This window comes from Streptomyces sp. CB02056, from assembly GCF_001905545.1.
In the GTDB taxonomy this organism is placed as follows: Bacteria; Actinomycetota; Actinomycetes; order Streptomycetales; family Streptomycetaceae; genus Kitasatospora.
Genome location: NZ_LIPD01000019.1, coordinates 119,516 through 141,425, shown reverse-complemented (window position 1 = coordinate 141,425; position 21,910 = coordinate 119,516). Strand labels below are relative to the sequence as shown.

Below are 21,910 nucleotides of genomic sequence, written 5' to 3'. Positions count from 1 at the left end.
TCAGAAGAACCCCCATCCGGGTCCCGGATGGGGGTTCTTCGCGTTGTCGGGGTGTTGGTCGAATGATCATGCGGCGTTCGCTGGAGGACCGTGTACATGACGGTTCGTGGGCCCCTATGGTCGAGCCTTCTCGTCCGACCATGCACTCACGACGCGAAGGACACCACGTGGCCTCCATCGACCGGCGCCGTTTCCTCCAACTGGGCGGCGCCTCCGCGGCCGCCGCCGGCCTCGCCGCTTTTCCGCCCGCGGTTGCCAAGGCCATGGCGCTGCCCGCGATCGGCAGGACCCGTTCGATCGAGGACGTCGAGCACGTCGTCATCCTGATGCAGGAGAACCGTTCCTTCGACCACTACTTCGGCACCCTGCGCGGTGTCCGCGGGTTCGACGACCCCCGGCCCACGCTGCTGCCGAACGGCCGGCCGAACTGGCACCAGCCCGCCGCCGCCGTGAAGACCGGCCGCTACCACGACCGCGGCCTGCCGGCCTCCGAGCAGGAGGTGCTGCCCTGGTACATCGACCCCCGGAACACCACCGAGCACCAGGCCGGTACCGACCACGGCTGGAGCAGCGGCCACCTCGCCTGGAACGAGGGGCGCCACGACCAGTGGGTGAACCAGAAGCAGGACGTCATGACGATGGGCCACCTCAAGCGCCAGGACCTGCCGTACCACTTCGCGCTGGCCGAGGCCTTCACCGTCTGCGACGCGTACTTCTGCTCCGTCCACGCCGACACCGCCCCCAACCGGATCTACCTCTGGACCGGCACCAGCGACCCGCGCAACGCGTACGGCCGCCGGCCCAACGGGCCCGGCCTGTGGGAGCGCAACGACACCAACGGCTACACCTGGACGACGTACCCCGAGCGCCTGGAGTCGGCCGGGGTCAGCTGGAAGCTCTACCAGGGCGGTTCGGGCGAGCCGGGCACGCCGACGGACAACTACACCGACAACTCGCTGATGTTCTTCGAGCGGTACCAGGTGGCCGAGGGCGCGTCGGGCCCGCTGGTCGAGAAGGGGGCCACCGACCACACGCTCAAGGAGTTCCGGGCCGACGTCGAGCAGGGCCGGCTGCCGCAGGTCTCCTGGATCGTCCCGCCGTACAAGTACAGCGAGCACCCCTCCGCGACGCCCACCGACGGCGCGTACTACATCAACCTCGTGCTGGACGCGCTCACCGCGAACCCCGAGGTCTGGGGGCGGACCGTCTTCCTCATCAACTACGACGAGAACGACGGCCTGTTCGACCACGTCGTCCCGCCGATGCCGCCGGTCGCCAGCCGTCCGGGCGGCCCGGGCATGGTCTCCGCCGACCTGGAGGCGAGCCTCGGCGACGAGCTGCTGGACCTCTCGAAGTACCCGGGCGAGATGAGCCCGTTGGTCCCCGGCGCCGACCCGGGAGGCCTCCAGCCGATCGGCCTCGGGCCGCGGGTGCCGCTGATGGTCATCTCCCCGTGGTCGCGCGGTGGTTGGGTCTGCTCGGAGACCTTCGACCACACCTCGGTGCTGCGGTTCCTGGAGGCCCGGTTCGGCATCGAGGAGCCCAACATCAGCGCCTGGCGCCGGTCGGTCTGCGGCGACCTCACCTCGGCGCTCGACTTCCGGGGCACCGACGCGCGGCGCGTCCGGATCCCGGTGCCCGCGCCGATCGCCTCGCAGGGCAAGCCCTACCAGGTGCCGCTGCCGCAGCGGATGCCCACCCAGGAACCGGGCACCCGGCCCGCCCGCGCCCTCCCGTACGACCTGCGGGTCAACGAGGAGGAGACGGACACCGCCGGGCAGTTCCGGCTCGAACTGGAGAACCGGGGCTCGGTCGGCGCGTGGCTCTACGTCTACGACCGGACGGCGCCGACGGCCGCCCCGCGCCGCTACACCGTCTCGGCCGGCGACACCTTCGCCGACTTCTGGCCGCTGACCGGCGCCGGCGACTACCACCTGGCCGCCCACGGCCCGAACGGCTCGGTGCAGGAGTTCGAGGGCACGGCCCGGGCCGGGCTGGTGGCGCGCTTCGACCCGTCGAAGAACCAGGTGCGCGTCACGGTCGCCAACCACGGGCTGGTGGCCAGGACGGTCACCGCCGAGAACGCCTACGCGAAGGGCTCGAAGCAGAGCCGCTCCCTCCGCCCCGGCGCCTCGGCCCGGTTCACCTTCGACCTGCCCGCCGACCGTCGCTGGTACGACGTCACGGTCGCGGCCGCGGACGGTCCGGCCTTCCGCCGCCGCTGGGCCGGACACCTGGAGAACGGCCGCCCCGGCACCAGCGACCCCGGCCCGCGCTGACCGGACGGGCCTCCGTGGACGGAACCGGCCCGCGCTGACGGGCCCTCGTCGACCGCTCCGGCCGACGGGGGCCCGGGCGGTCAGCCGCCCCGGCGGGGCAGCCAGGTCCGTCGGCGCGGGCCGGCCACCGTGCCGACGGGCGGCGAGTGGAGGGCGGCCACGGCGCTGCGGATCAGGATGCGCACCCCCTCGGCCGCCGTCTCCGCCGACATCGACGCGCTCGTGTCCCGGCCGGACACCTGGCTCGGCAGGTACGGCAGACGCGCGAACCCTCCGCGCAGCTCCGGGCGTTCGGTGGCGATCAGGTGCGCCAGCCCGTAGAAGACGTGGTTGCAGAGGTGGGTGCCGGCGGTGTGCGAGACGGTGGCCGGGATCCCGGCCAGCTGGACCGCCGCCACGCAGGCCTTGACCGGCAGCGAGGAGAAGTAGGCGGCCGGGCCCTCCGGCACGACCGGTTGGTCGACCGGCTGGTTGCCCTTCCGGTCGGGAGCGCGGACGGCGTCGTCGAGGTTGACCGCCACCCGCTCGACCGTGAGGTCCGGGCGGTTGCCGCCCTGGCCGGTGGCGATGACCAGGTCCGGCTCGAACCGGGCCACCGCCCGGCGCAGTTCGGCGATCGAGTCGCCGTACACCCAGGGCAGCCCGGCGAACTCCAGGGCCACTCCGGCCGGCGGACCGGCGGCGACCAGCCGGCCCGCCTCCAGGGACGAACTCAGGGGATCGCGGCCGAACGGTTCGAAGGCGGTCAGCAGGACGCGGATGATGGCGGACCTCCCAGCGTACGGGAACGTACGGACCCGATTTGTGCCTTCGAGCGTAGGGCCGTCCCGAATGTCCCGGCAAGCCCCGCAGGTCGCGGTCGGACACCGTTGGACACCGGGACTTCACCCGGCGTCAGGTCCGGCGCAGCGCGCCGTCCGCACGGAGCGAGTCGAGGGTGGGGTAGCCGTCGACGGCCATCAGGAGGTCGGCCTCGGCGAGCAGTGACCGCAGCACGTGGACGATGCCGTCGGTGCCCTCCAGCGCCAGGCCGTAGGCGTACGGGCGGCCCACGCCGACGGCGGTGGCGCCGAGGGCGAGCGCCTTGACGACGTCGGTGCCCGAGCGGACGCCCGAGTCGAAGAGGACGGGCAGTCCGTCGGCGGCCGCGACCACGTCGGGGAGCACGTCGAGGGCGGCCAGGCCGCCGTTGGCCTGGCGGCCGCCGTGGTTGGAGCAGTAGACGCCGTCGACGCCGCCGTCCCTGGCGCGGCGGACGTCCTCGGGGTGGCAGATGCCCTTGAGGAGGATCGGCAGGTCGGTGAGCGAGCGCAGCCAGGGCAGGTCGTCCCAGGTCAGCGGGTTGCCGAAGACGCCGGCCCACTCCAGGACGGCCGCCCGCAGGTCCTCCTCCGGCGTCTTGGCGAGGCGGGCGCGGAACACCGGGTCGGAGGTGTAGTTGGCCAGGCAGTGGCCGCGCAGCTGCGGGAAGTTGGCGGTGGCCAGGTCGCGCGGGCGCCAGCCGGTGACCCAGGTGTCCAGGGTGACGACGATGCCCCGGTAGCCCGCGGCCTCCGCCCGGTGGACCAGGCTCTCCGCCAGTGCCCGGTCGGTGGGGGTGTAGAGCTGGAAGAAGCCGGGGGTGTCGCCGAACTCGGCGGCCACCTGCTCCAGCGGATCGACCGTCAGGGTGGAGGCGACCATCGGGACGCCGGTCCGGGCGGCGGCCCGGGCGGTGGCCAGGTCCCCGTGCCCGTCCTGCGCGCACAGGCCGATCACCCCGATCGGCGCCATGAACAGCGGGGTCGGCAGCCGCAGGCCGAACAGCTCCACCGACAGGTCCCGCGTGCTCGCGCCGACCATCATCCGCGGCACCAGGCCCCACCGCCCGAAGGCGGCGACGTTCGCGCGCTGGGTGGCCTCGTCGCCCGCGCCGCCCGCGACGTAGGAGAGCACCGAGGGCGGCAGCGCCGCGCCCGCCCGCGCCTCCAGCTCGGCGAAGGCCATCGGCATCGTCGGCAGGACGCCGCCGAGCCCGCGCAGGTAGATCTCGGTCTGGTAGTCGCCGAACCGCCCCTGGAACGCCGGGTCACTCTGCTGGTCGACCATCCGCCGGCCGTCCTTCCGTCCGCACCCGCCCGGGACCGTCCCGGCCGGCGCCGCCCGCCCACCCCGCAGGACGGGCGGGCGGGTCGACGGCACCCCGGCATTCTCGCCACGAACCGTGCCGACGGCCAGGGTCGGGGCGCGGGTGTTCAGGGTGTCGGCTCGGGACGGACCCGGTGGCCGTACCGCCACACGGTGGCCGCGGCGAGCAGGGCGACCGCCCCGCCGAGCAGCATGACCGTGGCGGGGGAGGAGTGGTCCACCACCAGCCCGCCGGTCAGCGCGCCGATCGAGAAGCCGGCCTGGAACGCCGAGGTGAAGACCACCCCGGCACCCTCCGGGGCGTGCGGGGCCGCGGCGAGGAACCAGCTGAGCGAACAGACCGGGACGGCGCCGTACGCCACGCCCCAGAGGGCCAGCAGGACGGCGGCGCCCGGACCGCCGATGCCCAGCAGCGGCAGCAGCAGGGCCGCGGCGGCGAGCAGCACGGCCGCCGTGCCGAACACCGGACGCAGTGCCCCGGCCGCCCGGCCGCCGGCCAGGACGTTGCCGAGCAGTCCGGCGGCGCCGTAGCCCAGCAGCAGGGCGGTGACCAGGCCGGGGCCGGCGTGGGTGGTGCCGGTGAGGAACGGGGTGACGTAGGTGTAGCTGCCGAAGTGGGCCGGCACGATCAGGAAGGTCACCGCGATGCCGGTACGGGTGCTCCGGCCGGCCAGCAGTCCGCGCAGCACGCCGAGCCCGGTGACGGTCAGCGGGGGCAGCGGCGGCAGCGACCGCAGGAGGGCGGCCAGGGCGAGCAGGGTCAGCGCCGCCATCACGAGGAAGGCCGCCCGCCAGCCGGCCACGGAGCCGAGGAACACCCCCGCCGGCACGCCGAGCACCGAGCCGAGCGGGACGGCGGAGAAGATCAGCGTGTTGGCGCGGGCCTGCCGGTGCTCCGGAACGAGGCGCGGGGCGAGCCCGGAACCGATCGACCAGAACGCCCCGATGACCAGACCGAGGGCGACCCGGGCGGCCAGCACCGCCCAGTAGGCGGGGGCCAGGGCGCTGAGCAGGTCCGCCAGGGTCAGGACCAGCAGCAGCGCGCAGAGCATCGTCCGCCGGTCCGCACGCCTGGTCGCGACGGTCACCACGGGGGCGGCCACCGCGGCGACGATGCCCGGCAGGGTCATCATCAGCCCGGCCGTGCCGTCGGAGATCCGGAAGGTGGCGCCGATCGGGGTCAGCAGGCCGATCGGGAGGATCTCGGTGGTGACGATGGAGAAGACGCCGGTCGTCACGGCGAGGACGGCGAGGGTGCCGCCGCCGTTGCGGGGGCGGGACTTCGGGGTGGGCGGCTTCGGGGTGGGCTGGGTCGAGCTGAGGGTGGTGCCGGTCGGCATGCCGGAGGTCCCGTCGGTGGGTGGTGGGTGTGTCACCCGAAGTCCACCAATCCGACCGGGGGTTGGGCTGGCGTGAATCCGACGTCAACGCTTCCGCGCGGGGCCGGCGGTCCGGCGTCGCCCTGCGGTTCGGCGCGGCCCGGGGCCCGGTGCTAGTCGGCGGCGTGGCGCTGTCTGGCGCGGTGCGCGATCTCGCCGAGGATGCGCTGCCAGGTCGGCGAGGCCTCGGCGAGCCGGGAGAAGATCACCGCCTGGTTCCCGGGCCGGCTGCTGTCCCGCCCGTGGGCGACCTCCCACGCGTCCAGGTCGTCGATCAGCCGGTCCACGCGCGGATCGTCCGGTGCCCAGTCGAGCGACTGGTCGCAGAGCAGGAACAGCCGCGTCGTCTCGGGGTCGTCGAAGCTTGCGTTCTTCTCCTGGATGCCCCGGCGCATGGCCTCCGGGTCCAGGGCCTGGTGCAGGATCCAGGTGTCGCGTTCGAGCCGTACCGACTGTTCGCCGACCCCGAGCGCGCGCATCCGGTCCAGGATGGCGACCACCTCGGGCGGCAGGGCGAGCCGTTCGCCGCTTGCCAGGTCGGCGATCCGGCGGCGGTGCTCGGCGAGTTGCTCGATCCGGCGCTCCAGTTCGGCGTCGAGCTCGGCGACGGCGGCGGCGAACTCCTCGGGCCGTGCCCGCAGCATTTCGTCGATCCGGGCCAGCGGCACGCCGGCGTCGGCGAGCGTCCTGATCCGGATGAGGTCGACCGCCGCCTGAGCGCTGTAGCGGCGGTAGCCGGAGCCGTCGCGTTCGGGCTCGGGCAGCAGTCCCACCTGGTGGTAGTGGCGCACGGTGCGTACGGTCACGCCGGCGGTCGCGGCGAGTTGACCGATCGTCAGCACCGTTGCGCTCCTGTCGTGTTGACGGCCTGCGGTCGGGGTGGTGCCAGGGGCCGGGGTCGAAGCCTAGGCGCGGCCCGCCCGGTCCACGACGTCGCGGATCGCCTGGACCACGGCGTCGGCCCGCTCGAAGACGAACTGGCTGTGGCCGGTGTCGGGGAGGATACGCTGCTCCCCGTCCGAGACGGCGTCCACCATGGCCGCGTACAGCCGCGTCTTGCCGTCGTGCATCGCCCGCAGGGCCTCCTCGGACATCAGCGCCTGCTGGCCGGGGTCGACGCCCAGCGGGGTGAGCGCGATCAGCGGGACGTCGGGCAGGTCCGCCCCGGCCCGCAGCTCGACGGCCAGGTCGGCCATCGAGGCGCGCTCGGCGATGCCGGCGTGGATCCAGCGCTCGCTCACGTGGTACTCGACCACCGCGTCCCGGACGTCCGCCGGGAAGTCCACGAGCAGTTCCGCGGCCATCTGCCGGATGCCCGGGAGTGCCTGCCGCAGCTGCTCCTCGGTGGGCGACAGCCGCACGCTGGCGGCCAGGCTCGCCTCGGCGGGCATGTAGTCGTCCCAGTCCCGGTGGAAGGCGTCCAGCCAGACCAGCCCGGCCACGTCCTGCGGGTAGCGCTGGGCGAAGCCGTGGGCGTAGGCGCCGCCGAGCGAGTGCGCGACCAGGACGTACGGGCCGGGGACGCCCTGGGCGTGCAGCAGTTCGTGCAGTTCGGTCGCCACCTCGGCGGCGGTGCGCGGCAGCGCGTCGTCGTCGCTGAAGCCGGTGCCGCCGCGGTCGTACACCACGGTGGTGGTGAACCGCGAGGCCCCTTGCTGGACGCCGAAGTAGTCCAGGCCGATGGCGCTCGCGCCGGGCAGGAGGACGACCGCGGGCCCGCCCGTGCCCTGGCGGTGCAGGTAGAGGCGGCGGCCGTCGATCTCCTGGAAGCCGCCGACCGGGGGTGGAGCGGAGTGCTGGAGGTGCTCTCGTTCGTCATGCGGCAAGCCTGCAACCCTGACGTAGCGTCAAGGTCAAGCGTCCGGTCGCGGGACTTCCCCGGGAGGGGCCGGGCCGCCGTCGCGGGGGGCGTCAGGGGCTCGGGGCGTTCGGGGCGGCCGTGGTGGTGAAGCGGTTGCGGAACTCGGTGGGCGTGGTGCCCAGCCGGCGGGCGAAGGCGCGGCGCAGGGTCTCGTCGCTGCCCAGGCCGCTGAGCCGGGCGGCGGCGGTGATGCCGTGGCCGTCGAGGAGCAGCTGTTGGGCGCGGTCGAGGCGGACGCGCTCGACCCAGCGGGCCGGGGTGGTGTTCAGCTCGGCCTGGAAGAGCCGGGTCAGGTGGCGGGTGCTGACGGCGGCCGCGGCGGCCATCGCGGGCAGGCTGTGGTCGGCGCCCGGGTCGGCGAGGACGGCGTCGGTGAGCGCGCGCAGCAGGCCGCTGCGGGCCGGCGGGGTGGCCAGGGCGGTGGAGAACTGCGACTGGCCGCCCGGGCGCTGCACGAAGACGACCAGCTCGCGGGCGATGGCGCGGGCGGCCTCGGCGCCGTGGTCGTGCTCGACCAGGGCGAGGGCGAGGTCGATGCCCGCGCTGATGCCGGCGCTGGTGTGGTAGCGGCCGTCCCGGACGTGCAGGGCGTCGGGTTCGACCCGCACCCCGGGGTGGCGGAGCGCGAGGGCGGTGGCGTGGCGCCAGTGGGTGGTGGCCCGGCGGCCGTCGAGCAGCCCCAGCGCGGCGAGCACGAAGGCGCCGCTGCACACCGAGGCGACCCGCCGCGCCCGCCCGGCGAGGCCCTCCGCGGCGGCGAGCAGGGGTGCGTCCGGGCCCCGGGCGGCCAGGTGGTCGGCGCCGGCGACGACCAGGGTGTCGAGGGGTTCCCGGGGGCCGAGTGCTCCCTGGACGTCGTCCGGTGCGGCGGTGTCCGCCAGGGCCACGCCGTTGGAGGCGGTGACGGTGCCGCCGCCCGGGGAGACCAGGACGGTCCGGTAGGGGTGGCCGAGCCGGCCGGCCTGGTGGAACACCTCCAGCGGACCGCTGACGTCGAGCAGCGTCACCCCGTCGAACACGAGGAAGGCGACCAGGCGCGTCATGTCCGAATCCGAGGTCCGGCTGTCCATACCGACATGGCGGCAGCGTACGCCACGGGGCGAGGGTGGAGGAGTCGACCGAACAGCCCCCGAAAAGTATGAACGCGGAGGAACCATGACGAACGAGACGATCGCGGGCGTGCGCGTCCCGGACAGCGCCCTGGCCCGGGAGGCGACCGAACTGGTGCGGGAGGCGGCCTCGCCCCTGCTGTTCGACCACTCGCGCCGGGTGTTCCTGTTCGGGGCGCTGCGCGGCGCCGAACAGGGGCTGGAGTTCGACCCGGAGCTGCTGTACGTGGGCGCGATGTTCCACGACCTCGGCCTCACCGGCCGCTTCGCCCGGACCGACCAGCGGTTCGAGATCGACGGTGCCGACGAGGCCCGCCGCTTCCTGGCGGCCCACGGCATCACCGGCGAGCCGGCGCAGCGGGTCTGGACCGCCATCGCCCTGCACACCACCCCGGAGATCCCGCTGCACATGGCACCGGAGATCGCCCTGGTCACCCGCGGCGTGGAACTGGACGTGCTGGGGATCGGCTACCACGCGATCTCCGCGGAGCAGCGGGCCGCCGTGGTCGCGGCCCATCCGCGGCCCGACTTCAAGAACCGCATCCTGGCCGCGTTCACCGACGGCATCAAGGGCCGCCCGGACACGGCCTTCGGCAACGTCAAGGCGGATGTGCTCGCGCACTTCGTGCCCGGCTTCGAGCGCGGCGACTTCGTGGAGGTGATCAAGGGCTCCGAGTGGGAGGAGTGAGCCGGGGCGGGGCCCTCGGCTGAGGGGTTCTGGTCGCGGGCGTTGGATGCGGGCGCTGGCCGTGGGCGTTGGTTGCGGGCATCGGTCGGGGGCGTTGGACGCGGGCTTCTGAGGGCAGCCCGGGGGCCCGGTCGGCGTCGCCCGGCCGGGTTTGACGGGGGCTCGGGGTTCCACCACCCTTCCACTAATCGAATAGTGAAAGGGTACTTTGCCGATGCCCGCTCCCTCCTCCGTGTCCCGGGCCGTTCCGAGTACGGCCGCTCTTCCGTCCGTACCGCCCCGCGCCCGCCGCCCCGCCCCGCTCGCGTGGGGCCTGGCGGCCGGGTTCGCCGTGCTGTACGCCTGCGTCGCCGTCAACCGGCACCGGCGCGGCCTCACCAAGGCCTACGACCTGGGCATCTTCGAGCAGGCCGTCCGGGCGTACGCCCACGGGCAGGCGCCGATCGTGCCGCTCAAGGGCCCCGGCTACCACCTGCTCGGGGACCACTTCCATCCGCTGATCGCGGTCCTCGCCCCCGCCTACCGGGCCTTCCCGAGCCCGCTCACCCTCGTCGTCGCCCAGGCGCTGCTGATGGCGCTGGCCGTCGTCCCACTGACCCGCTGGGCCCACGAGGTGGCCGGGCCGCGGGTGGCGCTGCTCGTCGGCTGCGCCACCGGGGCCTCCTGGGGGATCGTCCGGGCGGCGGCCGACGACTTCCACGAGATCGCCTTCGCCGTCCCGCTGCTCGCCTTCGCTGCCACCGCACTCGGCCGGCGCCGGCCGCTCGCCGCCGCGCTCTGGTCGCTGCCGCTGCTGCTGGTCAAGGAGGACCTCGGGCTGACGGTGGCCGCCGTCGGGGTCCTGATCGCCTGGCAGGCCCGGCGGGAGCGGCACAGCAGCCCACTGCCCGGACTCGCCCTCGCCGCCGTCGGGCTCGCCGCGACCGCGCTCACCGTGCTCGTCGTGCTCCCGGCGTTCAACCCGAGTGGGAGCTTCGACTACTGGCAGCAGCTGGACGGCGGCGGGCAGGGCGGGCAGGCCTCGCTCTGGGAACTGCCACTGCGGCTCGGCTGGCCGCCGGTCAAGTGGCTGCTGCTGTTCCTGCTCGCCGCCACCGCCGGCTTCATCGGCCTGCGCTCACCGCTCCTGCTGCTCTGCGTGCCCACCCTCGCCTGGCGGCTATTCTCTTCAAACTCGCACTACTGGGGCGTCAGTTACCACTACAGCGCGGTGCTGATGCCGATCGCGTTCGCGGCCCTGGTGGACGTCCTGCGCCGGGTTGACGCGCGCCGCCGCGTCGAGGTGCGCCGGGCCAGGCGCGGACTCGCCGTCAGTGCCCTGGTGGCCGCCGTGACGCTGCCGCTCTACCCGCTGCACGAGGTGGTGATGCCCGAGGCCTGGCGCACCTCGCCCCGGCTCACCGAGACCCGGGCGCTGCTCCACCGGATACCCGACGACGCCACCGTGGCCGCCTCCAACCGGCTGGCGGCCCAGCTCACCCGCCGGACGGAGGTCACCCTGGTGTGCCGGGCTCCGGAGGGCCCTGGCCCGCAGTGGGTGGCCGTCGACCTGCGCGACCCGAGCGTGCAGGCCCCGTGCGCCGCCGCCGACACCGCCCGGATGCTGGCCGTCTACCGGGAGCGCGGCTACCGGCCGCTGGTCGAGCAGGACGGCCTGCTCCTGCTGCAACGCCCCTGAGCCGCCTCCCGGGCCGGACAACCCCCGAGCATCGGACAGCTCCAGACCGGAAACCCCCCGGGTCCGGCTTGACCCGCGCGGCGCCGTGCGCCACCATTCCACTATTGAACTAGTGAAAGGCTGAATCGCCGGTGATCGAGTACCGCATCGAGCGGCGCAGCGGCGTCTCCACCTACCAGCAGATCGTGCAGCAGACCAAGCAGGCCCTGCGGCTCGGACTGCTCCAGCCCGGAGACAAGCTGCCGACCGCCCGAGAGGTGGTCGAACTGACCGCGATCAACCCCAACACCGTGCTGAAGGCCTATCGCGAACTCGAACGCGAAGGCCTGGTCGAACCCCGCCCGGGGCTCGGCACCTTCGTCCGGCGCTCGCTCGCCCGGCCGGAGGCGGCGGCGGACGGGCCGCTGCGGGCGGGCCTGGTCGGGTGGGTGGACCAGGCCCGGGAGGCCGGACTGGAGCGCGAGGACATCACCGCGCTGATGGCCTCCGTCCTGGAGCAGCGCTTCGACACCGGGGTCTCCGGCTCCGACGACGGGGTCTGAGGCTCCGAAACCGGGGGCCGAAACCGGGGCTCCGACGCCGGGGCTCCGACATCGGGGGGCCCGAAACCCCGACACCGGGGCCTGCGGCTCCCCGGCAACACCGAACCGAGAACAGTGGGGGGACCGGGTGGACGACCCGACGACCACGGCGCCCGCGACGGCGCCGGCCCTGGAGGCCGAAGGCCTCGGCAGGAGGTACCGCGGCGGCTGGGCGCTGCGCGGCTGCGACGTCACCGTCCCGGCCGGGCGGATCTGCGGCGTGGTGGGCCCCAACGGCGCGGGCAAGAGCACCCTGCTCTCCCTCGCCGCCGGCCAACTCGCGCCCACCGAGGGCGGAGTACGGGTGCTCGGCGCCACCGCCGGTGCGCCCGAGCTGCGCGCCCGGGTCGCCTACGTGCCGCAGGACAAGCCGCTCTACCCGGGCCTCACCGTCGCCGAGACGCTGCGGATGGGCCGCGAGCTCAACCCGGTGTGGGACGAGGCTGTGGCCCAACAGATCGCAGATCAGGGCGAGTTGAACCCCAAGGCGCGGATCGGCTCGCTCTCCGGCGGCCAGCGCACCCGGGTCTGCCTCGCCCTCGCCCTCGGCAAGCTCCCCGACCTGCTGCTGCTCGACGAACCGATGGCCGACCTCGACCCGCTCGCCCGACACCAGCTGATGGGCACGCTGATGTCGGTCGCCGCCGAGCGCGGCGCCGGCATCGTGCTGTCCTCGCACATCCTCCCCGAGCTGGACGGCGTCATCGACCACCTGCTCCTCGTCCAGCGCGGACGCGTCCGGCTGGCCGGTGACCTGGAGGAGATCCTCGACGGGCACCGACTGCTCACCGGGCCGGCCGCCCAGGGTTCCTCCCTGGCCGCCGAGACGGTGGTCGAGCAGCGCGTCAGCGGCCGCCGGGCCGTCGCCCTGGTCCGCACCGACGAGCCGGTGAGCGGCGACTGGGAGAGCGAACGCCCGAGCCTGGAGGACCTGCTGCTCGGCTACCTCCGGGCCTCCGCCGACAACCCGAACCGCGTGAAGCCCGACCCGAACGGGGTGGCCGCATGAGCACCGACGTCCTGCCCGACCGGGCCCCCACCTCCGCACCCGCCGACCGCCGGCCCGCCACCCCCGCCCTGCGCGGTCTCATCTGGCTGACGCTCCGTCAGAACCGCTTCCTGCTCTGGACCCTGGGCGTGCTGCTCGTCCTCGCGGTGGCGGACCTCGTCTGGATCCACGTCGCCCTCCGCCACATCATCGGCGTCCTGCGGCGGACCGGCTGCTACTACCCCGACTCCTGGTCCGAATCCGAGTGCTGGGCCCTCCTCGCACCGATCAACCGCCCCAACTTCTGGTACCTGGAGGTCCTCCAGCCCGCCGTCACCGTCCTCCCGCTGCTGATCGGCGTGTTCATCGGCGCCCCGCTGCTGGCCCAGGAGTACGAACGCGGCACCATCCGGCTGATCCGCGCCCAGTCCGTCAGCCCGGCCCGCTGGCTGGCCGTCCGCCTCGCCGTCCCCGGCCTCGCCGTCCTGGCCGTCAGCGGTGTGATCGCCGTCCTGATGACCTGGGTGTGGTGGACGGACATCGCACACGGTCCGGACGCCTTCGACCCGCCGTTCCAGTTCTTCACCTACCCGGCCATCGGCCTCGCCCCGGTCGCCTGGTCCCTGTTCGCCCTGGCCCTCGGCGTCCTGGTCGGCCAACTCGTCCGCCGCACCCTCCCCGCGATGTTCGCCACCGGCGCCCTCGTCGCCACCGCCCACGGCCTGGTCGTCTGGGCCCGCCCGCTCTTCTATCCGGTCGTGGAACAGGTGGCCCCCGTGGGCACCGCCCAGCCCACCAACGCCTGGCTCATCGACCAGGGCGTCATCTTCCCCGACGGCACCCGCGTTACCACCGACTCCTGCGCCCTCAACACCACCTGCAACACGGCCAGCGCCTCCTGGCTCCGCTTCCACCCGGCCGCCCACCTCACTCCCATCCAACTCGTCGAAGCCGGCATCCTCCTGGCCCTCACCGCGGCCCTCCTGATCGCCGTCTTCCGCCGCATCCGCGCCTGACGCGACGGTTGTCCGCGGCGTCGAAAACCGTCGCCGACAGTTCCTATTCCTCGTCAATCCCCCGGCACCGCCGGGGGATTTTCCATGCCCGAAACCGCCTGGTCGGGCGGCTCTTCAGATGTTCGATGGCAGGAAATGCGTTCGCTTTCCGGTGTCGTTGAAATGGCCATCCGAATTTCCGCCGAGTGAAAGTCGGCCATCGGTCGGCGGGAATTCGGCCACTCTGGCCCGACCGGCTTCCGGTCCCCGAGGCCGCCCCCATGCTGGAACGTTCGTCACCGACTGAAGGGAGAATGGTGAGCGTTCCACGACGACATGCGGGTGACCCCGATGTCATCGGTCAGACCGCCGCGCTGGTCGGATTCCTGCGCGAGGTCGTGCAGAGCAGCCATCAGCGGCTCCGGGACACGCGTTCCTGGGGGCCGCTCTGGCTGGCCGACCTGCCGGCGAAGGTGCCCCGGCCGTCCGGGGACGACGACCGTCCGTTGTTGATCCTGGACCACGTTCCGCAGGCCGCGGCGCCGGAACTGCCGCCGGTGCTGGAGGGGTGGGTCGACGAGCGGCTGTGCCAGGACGCCGATGCCGAGGACCCGCCGCTCGCGGAGGAGGGTCCGTACCGGACCGGGGAGCCGGCGGCGGGCGGAGCCGACGGGTGGCAGGGCGACGAGGCGGTCGTCGCGCGGAAGGAGGCCGCGGAGGTCCTGCGGGCGTACGGGCCGTGGCTCGCGCGCTGGCGGATCTGGGCCGAGCGGGAGCGGTCCGAGCGGTCGCGGCGTCAGCTCTACGAGAAGGTCTACCACTGGCACCAGCAGTTGGCGCGGCAGGACGACCAGCAGGAACTCGTGCTCGCCGCAGGCCTGTTGAGCTGGCGGGAACCGAACGGCGGGGTGATCCACCGGCACGTGCTCTCACGGCGGGTGGAGACCCACGTCGATCGGCGGACCGCGCAGATCACCGTACGCCTCACGGAGAGCGGAGCGGTCCGGCTGGAGGACCGGGACTTCCTGGACGCGGACGACGGCTGGGTGCCGGAGCGTGCGGCGGCGTTCAACGAGGAGCTCTCCGCGCTGCCCTTCCACCTGTTGAGCGAGGAGGCGCTGGAGTGCCTCTCGCAGTGGCTGGACCTGGTCCTGCCCAGGCCGGTGGCGTTCAGCACCAACTGGCGTCCGCCGGCGGGACCGGATGAGGGCGCCAGGCTGACCTTCGCGCCCGCCCTGCTGAAGCGGCCCAGGGACCGCAACGAGGTGTTGAGGTTCTACGACCGGATCGCGGAGAGCGTGGTGTCCGAACGCCGGGCCCCGCTCGGGCTGGCGCAGTTGGTGATGTCGCTGAACCCCGAGGACCGGCAGAACTGGGGCGGCCGGCAGGCGCCGGCGCTCTTCGGCGACGAGCCGCTGTTCCCCGGCAAGACCAATGCCCAGCAGCGTTCCGTACTCCAGCGGCTGCAGCGGGACACCGGCGTGGTGGTGCAGGGCCCGCCCGGCACCGGAAAGACGCACACCATCGCCAACCTGGTGTCCGCGCTCCTGGCCCAGGGCCAGCGGGTGCTCGTGACCAGCGCCAAGGACCAGCCGCTGACCGTGCTCCGGGACAAACTCCCGGCGGCTGTCAGGGACTTGTGCGTGTTGCTGCTCAGTACCACCAGCCAGGACGGTGCCAGCGAACTGGAACGCACCATCAACGCGCTGAGCGATCGGGTGGCGGCGGGCGACACCGACCAGCTGCGGGACGAGATCCAGCGGCTGACCCAGCGCCGGTACGAGGTGCGCAGCCGGATCAAGCTGCTGACCGAGCAGGTGGTCTCGCTGCGGGAGGCGGAGGTCTACCAGCACCCGGAGGTCGCACCGGGCTACTCGGGGACGCTCGCCGCGATCGTGCGGAAGGTGCAGGACGAGGCGGTGCGGCTGGGCTGGATCGGCAGGCTGCCGAACCGGGCGCCGGAGGCACCGCCGCTCTCGCCCGTCCAGGCGGAGGAACTGCTCGCGCTGCTGCGGGACGGCGCCGGGCAGTGGACGGAGTCCGGGGTGTTCCCGGCGGCGGAGACGCTGCCGACGTCCGGCCAGGTCGCGGCGGCCCTCGCGGTGAGCCAGCTGAGCGTCAACGGTCTCTCGCCGGCGGCGATCGAGGTGCGCAACGTCCTGGCCGCCCTGGAGACCTCCACCACGGACCGGCTGACCGAGCTGCTGGGCTCCGGCCGCAACCGACTGCACCGTCTGGGTGTTCACCGGGAGGCCGCGCGCTGGGGCGACGAGGGCTGGGTGGAGCGCGCGCTGACGGACCGGCTGGCCCGGCGCCACCCCGATCTCTGGCAGCGTGTCGCCGACGTCGCGCGCGTGCTCCCCGAGGTGGCCGAGGGCCTCGACCGGGTCGGTCTGCGCACGGTGGTCCTCCCGGACCTCCTGGTCCCCGAGCGCGCCCGCCGGATGGCGGCCACGATCCCGGCCCTGATGGAGCAGCTGTCGGCGGGCCGCAGGCTGCGGACCCGGTTCGCTTTCAGGGCGCAGCGGGAGGCCGAGGAACTCCTCGGCAGTTGCACGGTGGACGGCAAGGTGCCGGCCTCCGCCGACGATCTCGGCGCCGTGCTGGCCCATCTGCACGCGCACGCGGCCCTCGCCGCCGTGGCGGCCCGCTGGGAGCAGGTGGGTGCGGCAGTGCCGGAAGCGCCGCTGGAGGTGCGACTGGCCTCGCTGTCCGAGCGCTACCGGCACCTCGCCGAGGTCGACGGATTCGGCCGGATCCGTGAGCAGGTCGACGAGCTCCTGGTCCACCACGGGGTCTACCTCGACCTGACCCGGCCGCAGGCGTGGCAGGACTTCGCCGAGGCCGTCGCGGCCCTGGCCGGCCGGCAGCGCGCGGAGGAGGCCGCGGAGCGGCTCGGCCGATGGGACCGGCTCCTGCGCGGCGGGGAGGACGGCGTGGCCGCGCCGGTCGAGGCGCTCGCCATGGCGCAGGCCCTGCGCGACCGCGACGTCGACCGGTACACCAAGGAGCTCGAAGCGCTCGCGGCAGCGCAGCAACGGGACCAACGGCGGCGTCGCTGCGTGGAGTTGCTCGACGGACTGCGCAGCGCGTCGCCCGCGCTCGCCGGCAGGCTCGAAGCGGAGGCCGAGGACCCGGCCTGGGACGAGCGGCTCGCCCGGCTCCGGGACGCCTGGGCCTGGGCGAAGGCGTCCGAGTTCATCGACGACGAACGCGCGCCCGGCCGGGAACAGCGCCTCGACGGTGAACTCACCGAGCACGAGGCGAAGTTGGAGGAGCTCACGGGAGACCTGGCCGCCGCACACGGCCGGCTGCACTGCCTGGTGCGGATGACCCAGGAGCAGCGCTCGGCACTCCAGGCCTACCGCACGCACATGGCGTCGTACGGCAAGGGCAAGGGCAAGAGCGCCTCCCACTTCAAGGCGGCCGCCCACAGCGCGATGCAGGTCGCCCAGGGAGCGGTGCCGGCCTGGGTGATGCCCATCGCGCGGGTGGCGGAGATGATCAAGCCCAGGCAGGACGCCTTCGACGTGGTGATCGTCGACGAGGCCAGTCAGGCCGGCATGGACGCGCTGTTCCTGCTCTGGCTCGCGCCGAGGATCATCGTGGTCGGCGACGACAAGCAGTGCACGCCACCGGTCACCGGGCTGGGCCGCACCCAGCAGATCCAGGACCGGCTGTCCGCGCACCTGCCGGAAGTCCCCGCCCACCTGCGCCAGTTGTACATGCCGCACTCCAACCTGTACCAGCTGCTGTCGACGTTCTTCCCGTCCACCATCCGCCTGCAGGAGCACTTCCGCTGCATGCCCGAGATCATCGGCTGGTCCTCGGAGACCTTCTACACCCCGCCGGGCCTCATCCCGCTGCGGCAGTACGGCGGTGAGCGGCTCGACCCGCTGCTGACGCACTACGTCGAGGGCGGGGTCACCGAGGGACGCGACGGACGGATCCGCAACCCGAAGGAAGCGGAGGCGATCGTGGACTGCCTCGCCGAGCTGGCCGCGGACCCGGCGTACGAGCACAAGACCATGGGCGTGATCGTGCTCCAGGGCTTCGGCCAGGTCAAACTGCTGGAGCAGCTGATCGAACAGCGCCTGCCGGCCCCGGTCCGGGAGCGCCACCGCATCCGGGTGGGAACCCCGGCCCAGTTCCAGGGCGACGAGCGGCACGTCATCCTGCTGTCGATGGTGGTCGACCGGGTGCGGAAGATCGCCGGCGGCATGCGCAGCGAGCAGCAGGCCTACAACGTGGCGGCCAGCCGCGCCCAGGACCAGATGCGGCTCTTCTACTCGGTGCCGCCGGACCAGCTCAAACCCGGGGACCTGCGGCTCAACCTCCTGGGCTACATGCAGAATCCGCCGGCCGCACTGGCGGAGGCGGCCGACCTCGGCGCCGTGCTGCCCGACGTCCGGCGCCCGCCCTTCGACTCCCTCTTCGAACAGCAGGTCTACCTGCGGCTCAAGGAGCGCGGCTACCACGTGGTGCCCCAGTACCCGGCGGGCAGCAAGCGCATCGACCTGGTGGTGATCGGCGCGCGCGGCCGCCTGGGCGTGGAGTGCGACGGCGACTACTACCACTCGACCCTCGACCAGATCCGGCACGACCAGCAGCGCGACCGTGAACTCCAGCGGGTCGGCTGGCGGTTCTGGCGCATCCGGGAGAGCGAGTTCAGGTTCGACCCGGACGAGGCCCTGGCGGGCCTGTGGGAGGAACTCGACCGGCAGGGCATCCGCCCGGCGAACTACTCCCGGCCCTCCCCGCCGCCGGGAGACACGCGGCCGTGGACGCCACTGGAACTGCCGGAGGGCGACGAACTGCCCGACGAAGGCGCGGAGAACCACGAGCCGCCGGGGCAACAGGGCCCCGACGACGGGGACGGTGCCGAATCCGCCCCCGCCCCTGACACCGATTCGACCGGAGGAACGGCATGACCCAGACGCACAGCCGGCAGGACGACCGCACGCTGGACGAGAACACCCTGGAGGAACTCGCCCGCGTCGTCGCGGGCGACGACGACCTCCTCTACCGCCGCGGCTTCGAGATCGCGGCCTTCCTCAAGCGGGCCGGCTGGCGGGAGGTGCCCGAGTACGACGGCCAGTACCGCAGGGAGTGGGCCGCCGAACTGCTGATGGCCCGGCGCGACCAGCCCGGGGAGATCGAGAAGGTGCTGCTCAGGCTGGCCGATCCGCGTGAGTACCTCGAGGAGCCCGGCCTGCTCACCGAGGTCGTGACGGCGGTCAACACCTTCCTCATCCACGAGGGGTACCGGCTGGAGAACCCCGGCGGCAGCCCCAGGCTGGTGTCGTGCGACCCGGCACTGGCGCACCCGACGCACTACGGCTCCGCCGAGCTGAAGGTCGTCATGGCGGACCTCATCGCCGACGGGGCCATGGCGGAACTGCTCCAGTGGCGCCTGGACGAGGCCCGCACCTGCTACGCCAACGGCGCCCACGTCGCGGCGATCATCATGCTCGGCTCGTTGATGGAGGGTGTGCTGCTCCAGACCGTCGTGGAACGGGACCCGTCTCTCCTGGGCAGGGACTCCGAGGACAGCATCAATCTGGACAGGTTGATCAAGGCGTGTCACCGAGTCGGGTGGCTCGGCCCGGATGCCGAGAAGTTCAGCCACGAGCTGCGCAGGTACCGGAACTTCGTGCACCCCAAGGCCGAGGCCCGGCAGAGCCACCGGCCGGACCGCGACACCCTGGCCATCTGCTGGCAGGTGGTCAACGCGGCCCTGAACGACCTCGCCGACACGCACCCCGGCCGTGCCCGGTAGCAGGGCCGGCGCAGGGCACACGCGTCGCGGTCGGAGTGGTCCGAGGAGTCGTGGGACTTCAGGAAGCGGCGGCGGCCGGTCTCGCTGAAGCAGGACGGGGCGGCCACGGCGATTCGGGTTCCGCGGTGACGCCCGAGCCGTAGGTGCGGGGGCCGGCGGCTTCGGTGGAGGGGGGTTGGTGTCCACCGGGGCCGCCGGTCGGTCGTGGGCCAGGACGGCGGGGAGTGGTGGGTGGGATCATGGTGCCGTCCTGGGTGTGCGGAGTGAGGCGGGGGTCGGGTGGTGGGGGAGCGGCGGCGGGTCGGGATGGTCGTGGCCGAGGCGGAGGGGTTGCGGGCGGCGGCCGGGGCGGTGGTGGCGGACCACCGGGAGGCCGTGGAGCAGGTGCGGGTGGCGTACGTCGGGGTCCGGGACCGGCTGGTGCGGGAGGAGTTGGGGGCCATCCCGGTGGCGCGGCTCCGGGACGTGACGGAGGGGCGGCTGCGGGTCGGGGCGCTGGAGGCGGCCGGGCTGGGGACGGTGCGGCAGGTGGTGGAGGCCTCCGGCTACACGCTGCGGCTGATCCCGGGGGTCGGGGCGCAGACGGCGGCGCAGGCGCTGGCCGCGGCTGGGCAGATCGCCCGGGCGGTCGAGCAGACGGTGGCGGTGCGGCTGGACGTCGAGCGGCAGGACGCGATGAGCTCCGCGCTGGTCGTGGCGCTCCAGCGGCTGGTGGCCGCGGGGCCGGAGGCGCGGCGGGCCCGGGAGACCGCGGAGCGGGTCCTGGCCGAGGTCGAGCCGCTGGTGGCGGCCGCGGGGCCGGCCCGGGGGGTGCTGCGCGGGCTGTTCGCCGGGCGGGAGCGGCGGGCGCAGGCGCAGGCGGCGGTCGAGTCCCTGGCGGAGGCGCTGGTCGGGTTCGCGGCGCGGGAGGTCCCGGTGCTGTTCGCCCAGGCCTCGGTCGACCTGCTGCGTCCGTCGCTCGACCCGGTCGAGGCGTGGACGGACTTCGAGCTCCGCTCGGCCGACTACTACGGCGTGCTCGGCGGGATCGTCGAGGAGGCCGGGGTCGAACTCGCCGCCGCCGAGGGGTTCCTGCCGGAGGACCTGTCGGACCGGGTGCGGGCCGAGCCGCTGGACGACGCCCACTGCCGGGTCTCGCTGCGCGGCTACCAGGCGTTCGGGGCGCGGTTCGCGCTCGCCCAGCGGCGGGTGATCATCGGGGACGAGATGGGCCTCGGCAAGACGGTGCAGGCGATCGCCGTGCTGGCGCACCTGCGGGCCCGGGGGAGCACCCACTTCCTGGTGGTCTGCCCGGCCAGCGTCCTGATCAACTGGATCCGGGAGGTCGAGTCGCGCAGCACCCTGCGGGCGTTCCGGGTGCACGGCCCGGAGCGGGAGGCGGCGCTCGCCGAGTGGCTCCGGGACGGCGGGGTCGCGGTGGTGACCTTCGACGGGCTGCGCCGCCTGGAGGCGTCGGAGGTGGCGGAGTCGGCCGCGGTCGGGATGGTCGTGGTGGACGAGGCGCACTTCGTCAAGAACCGTGCCGCGCAGCGCTCCCGGGCGGTGGCGGCCTGGGCGGAGCGGGTGGAGCGGGTGCTGTTCCTCACCGGGACGCCGATGGAGAACCGGGTGGAGGAGTTCCGCACCCTGGTGGAGTACCTCCAGCCCGCGCTGGTGCCGCTGGTCCGGCAGGGTTCGGCGGCCGCCGGGCCGGCGGCCTTCCGCAAGGCCGTCGCCCCGGCCTACCTGCGCCGCAACCAGCAGGACGTGCTCACCGAGCTGCCCGAGGTGGTGCACGTGGACGAGTGGGAGGAGTTCTCGCCCGCCGACCTCGCCGCCTACCGGTCGGCCGTCGCGGCGGGCAACTTCCCGGCGATGCGCCGCGCCGGGTACGCGGACCCGGCGGATTCGGCCAAGCTGAGGCGGCTGCTGGAGATCGTCCGGGAGGCGGCGGACGGCGGGCTGAAGGTGGTGGTCTTCTCGTTCTTCCGGGACGTCCTGGCGGCCGTCCAAACGGCCCTGGACCAGCGGGCGTTCGGGCCGATCGACGGTTCGCTGGAGTCGGCGCGGCGGCAGGACGTGGTGGACGGGTTCAGCGCCGCGCCCGGGCACGCGGTGCTGCTCTGCCAGATCCAGGCCGGGGGCGTGGGGCTGAACATCCAGGCGGCCTCGGTGGTGATCCTGTGCGAGCCGCAGGTCAAACCGACCCTGGAGGAGCAGGCGGTGGCCCGCTCGCGCCGGATGGGGCAGGTCCGCCGGGTGCGGGTGCACCGGCTGCTCGCCGCGGACAGCGTCGACCAGCGGGTGCTGGACCTGCTGCGGGCGAAGGGCCGGCTGTTCGACGAGTACGCGCGGCGCAGCGAGGTGGCGGAGTCGACGCCGGAGGCGGTGGACGTGTCGGAGCAGTCGCTGGCGGCGCTGATCGTCGAGGAGGAGCAGCTGCGGCTGGCGGCCGCCGAGGGCTGAA

Annotated in this window: 15 protein-coding genes; 9 read left to right on the top strand and 6 right to left on the bottom strand. The window is 73.7% G+C overall.

The window, feature by feature from the left end:
- Positions 1-167 precede the first annotated feature (167 nt).
- The gene (locus AMK13_RS36230; protein ID WP_074005794.1) at positions 168-2,279 is read left to right on the top strand and encodes a phosphocholine-specific phospholipase C; all 2,112 of its coding nucleotides are present in this window, start codon (positions 168-170) and stop codon (positions 2,277-2,279) included.
- A gap of 80 nt (positions 2,280-2,359) precedes the next feature.
- On the opposite strand, the gene pcp is transcribed toward AMK13_RS36230, so the two are convergent.
- The 6 genes from pcp to AMK13_RS36200 all read right to left on the bottom strand — a co-directional run bounded on the left by pcp (position 2,360) and on the right by AMK13_RS36200 (position 8,689).
- Positions 2,360-3,043 (bottom strand): pyroglutamyl-peptidase I, encoded by a 684-nt coding sequence (pcp, locus tag AMK13_RS36225; RefSeq protein WP_079272827.1) that lies wholly within the window; start codon positions 3,041-3,043, stop codon positions 2,360-2,362.
- 130 nt (positions 3,044-3,173) lie between these two features.
- Positions 3,174-4,367: an alpha-hydroxy-acid oxidizing protein gene (locus AMK13_RS36220; protein WP_074005793.1), complete on the bottom strand. Its 1,194-nt coding sequence runs from the start codon at positions 4,365-4,367 to the stop codon at positions 3,174-3,176.
- Between the two features lie 146 nt (positions 4,368-4,513).
- Positions 4,514-5,746: an MFS transporter gene (locus AMK13_RS36215; protein ID WP_074005792.1), complete on the bottom strand. Its 1,233-nt coding sequence runs from the start codon at positions 5,744-5,746 to the stop codon at positions 4,514-4,516.
- A gap of 152 nt (positions 5,747-5,898) precedes the next feature.
- Entirely contained in the window at positions 5,899-6,627 is a 729-nt protein-coding gene (locus tag AMK13_RS36210; protein ID WP_074005791.1) for a MerR family transcriptional regulator, read from the bottom strand.
- Positions 6,628-6,690: 63 nt separating this feature from the next.
- A complete protein-coding gene (locus tag AMK13_RS36205) occupies positions 6,691-7,611 on the bottom strand; it encodes an alpha/beta fold hydrolase (RefSeq protein ID WP_074005790.1) in 921 nt (306 codons plus the stop codon).
- A gap of 85 nt (positions 7,612-7,696) precedes the next feature.
- On the bottom strand, positions 7,697-8,689 hold the full coding sequence (locus AMK13_RS36200) for a GlxA family transcriptional regulator (RefSeq protein ID WP_074005789.1): 993 nt from the start codon (positions 8,687-8,689) through the stop codon (positions 7,697-7,699).
- 112 nt (positions 8,690-8,801) lie between these two features.
- Here AMK13_RS36200 and AMK13_RS36195 point away from each other — a divergent pair, with 112 nt between their 5' ends.
- The 8 genes from AMK13_RS36195 to AMK13_RS36160 all read left to right on the top strand — a co-directional run bounded on the left by AMK13_RS36195 (position 8,802) and on the right by AMK13_RS36160 (position 21,909).
- Positions 8,802-9,443, top strand: coding sequence for an HD domain-containing protein (locus AMK13_RS36195; protein ID WP_074005788.1), 642 nt, complete (start codon positions 8,802-8,804; stop codon positions 9,441-9,443).
- A 214-nt stretch (positions 9,444-9,657) separates the two neighbouring features.
- A complete protein-coding gene (locus tag AMK13_RS36190) occupies positions 9,658-11,121 on the top strand; it encodes a DUF2079 domain-containing protein (protein ID WP_079272825.1) in 1,464 nt (487 codons plus the stop codon).
- Between the two features lie 131 nt (positions 11,122-11,252).
- On the top strand, positions 11,253-11,663 hold the full coding sequence (locus tag AMK13_RS36185) for a GntR family transcriptional regulator (protein WP_074005787.1): 411 nt from the start codon (positions 11,253-11,255) through the stop codon (positions 11,661-11,663).
- A 127-nt stretch (positions 11,664-11,790) separates the two neighbouring features.
- Complete coding sequence (locus AMK13_RS36180; RefSeq protein WP_074005786.1) at positions 11,791-12,711, top strand: ABC transporter ATP-binding protein; 921 nt, start codon at positions 11,791-11,793, stop codon at positions 12,709-12,711.
- Entirely contained in the window at positions 12,708-13,706 is a 999-nt protein-coding gene (locus AMK13_RS36175; protein ID WP_074005785.1) for an ABC transporter permease, read from the top strand. The genes AMK13_RS36180 and AMK13_RS36175 overlap by 4 nt, the downstream gene beginning before the upstream one ends.
- Positions 13,707-13,999: 293 nt before the next feature.
- The gene (locus AMK13_RS36170) at positions 14,000-18,616 is read left to right on the top strand and encodes an AAA domain-containing protein (RefSeq protein WP_074005784.1); all 4,617 of its coding nucleotides are present in this window, start codon (positions 14,000-14,002) and stop codon (positions 18,614-18,616) included.
- A complete protein-coding gene (locus AMK13_RS36165; protein WP_074005783.1) occupies positions 18,613-19,464 on the top strand; it encodes a hypothetical protein in 852 nt (283 codons plus the stop codon). Before AMK13_RS36170 ends, AMK13_RS36165 begins: the two co-directional genes overlap by 4 nt.
- 306 nt (positions 19,465-19,770) lie before the next feature.
- Positions 19,771-21,909: a DEAD/DEAH box helicase gene (locus AMK13_RS36160; RefSeq protein WP_074005815.1), complete on the top strand. Its 2,139-nt coding sequence runs from the start codon at positions 19,771-19,773 to the stop codon at positions 21,907-21,909.
- Position 21,910: the final 1 nt, after the last annotated feature.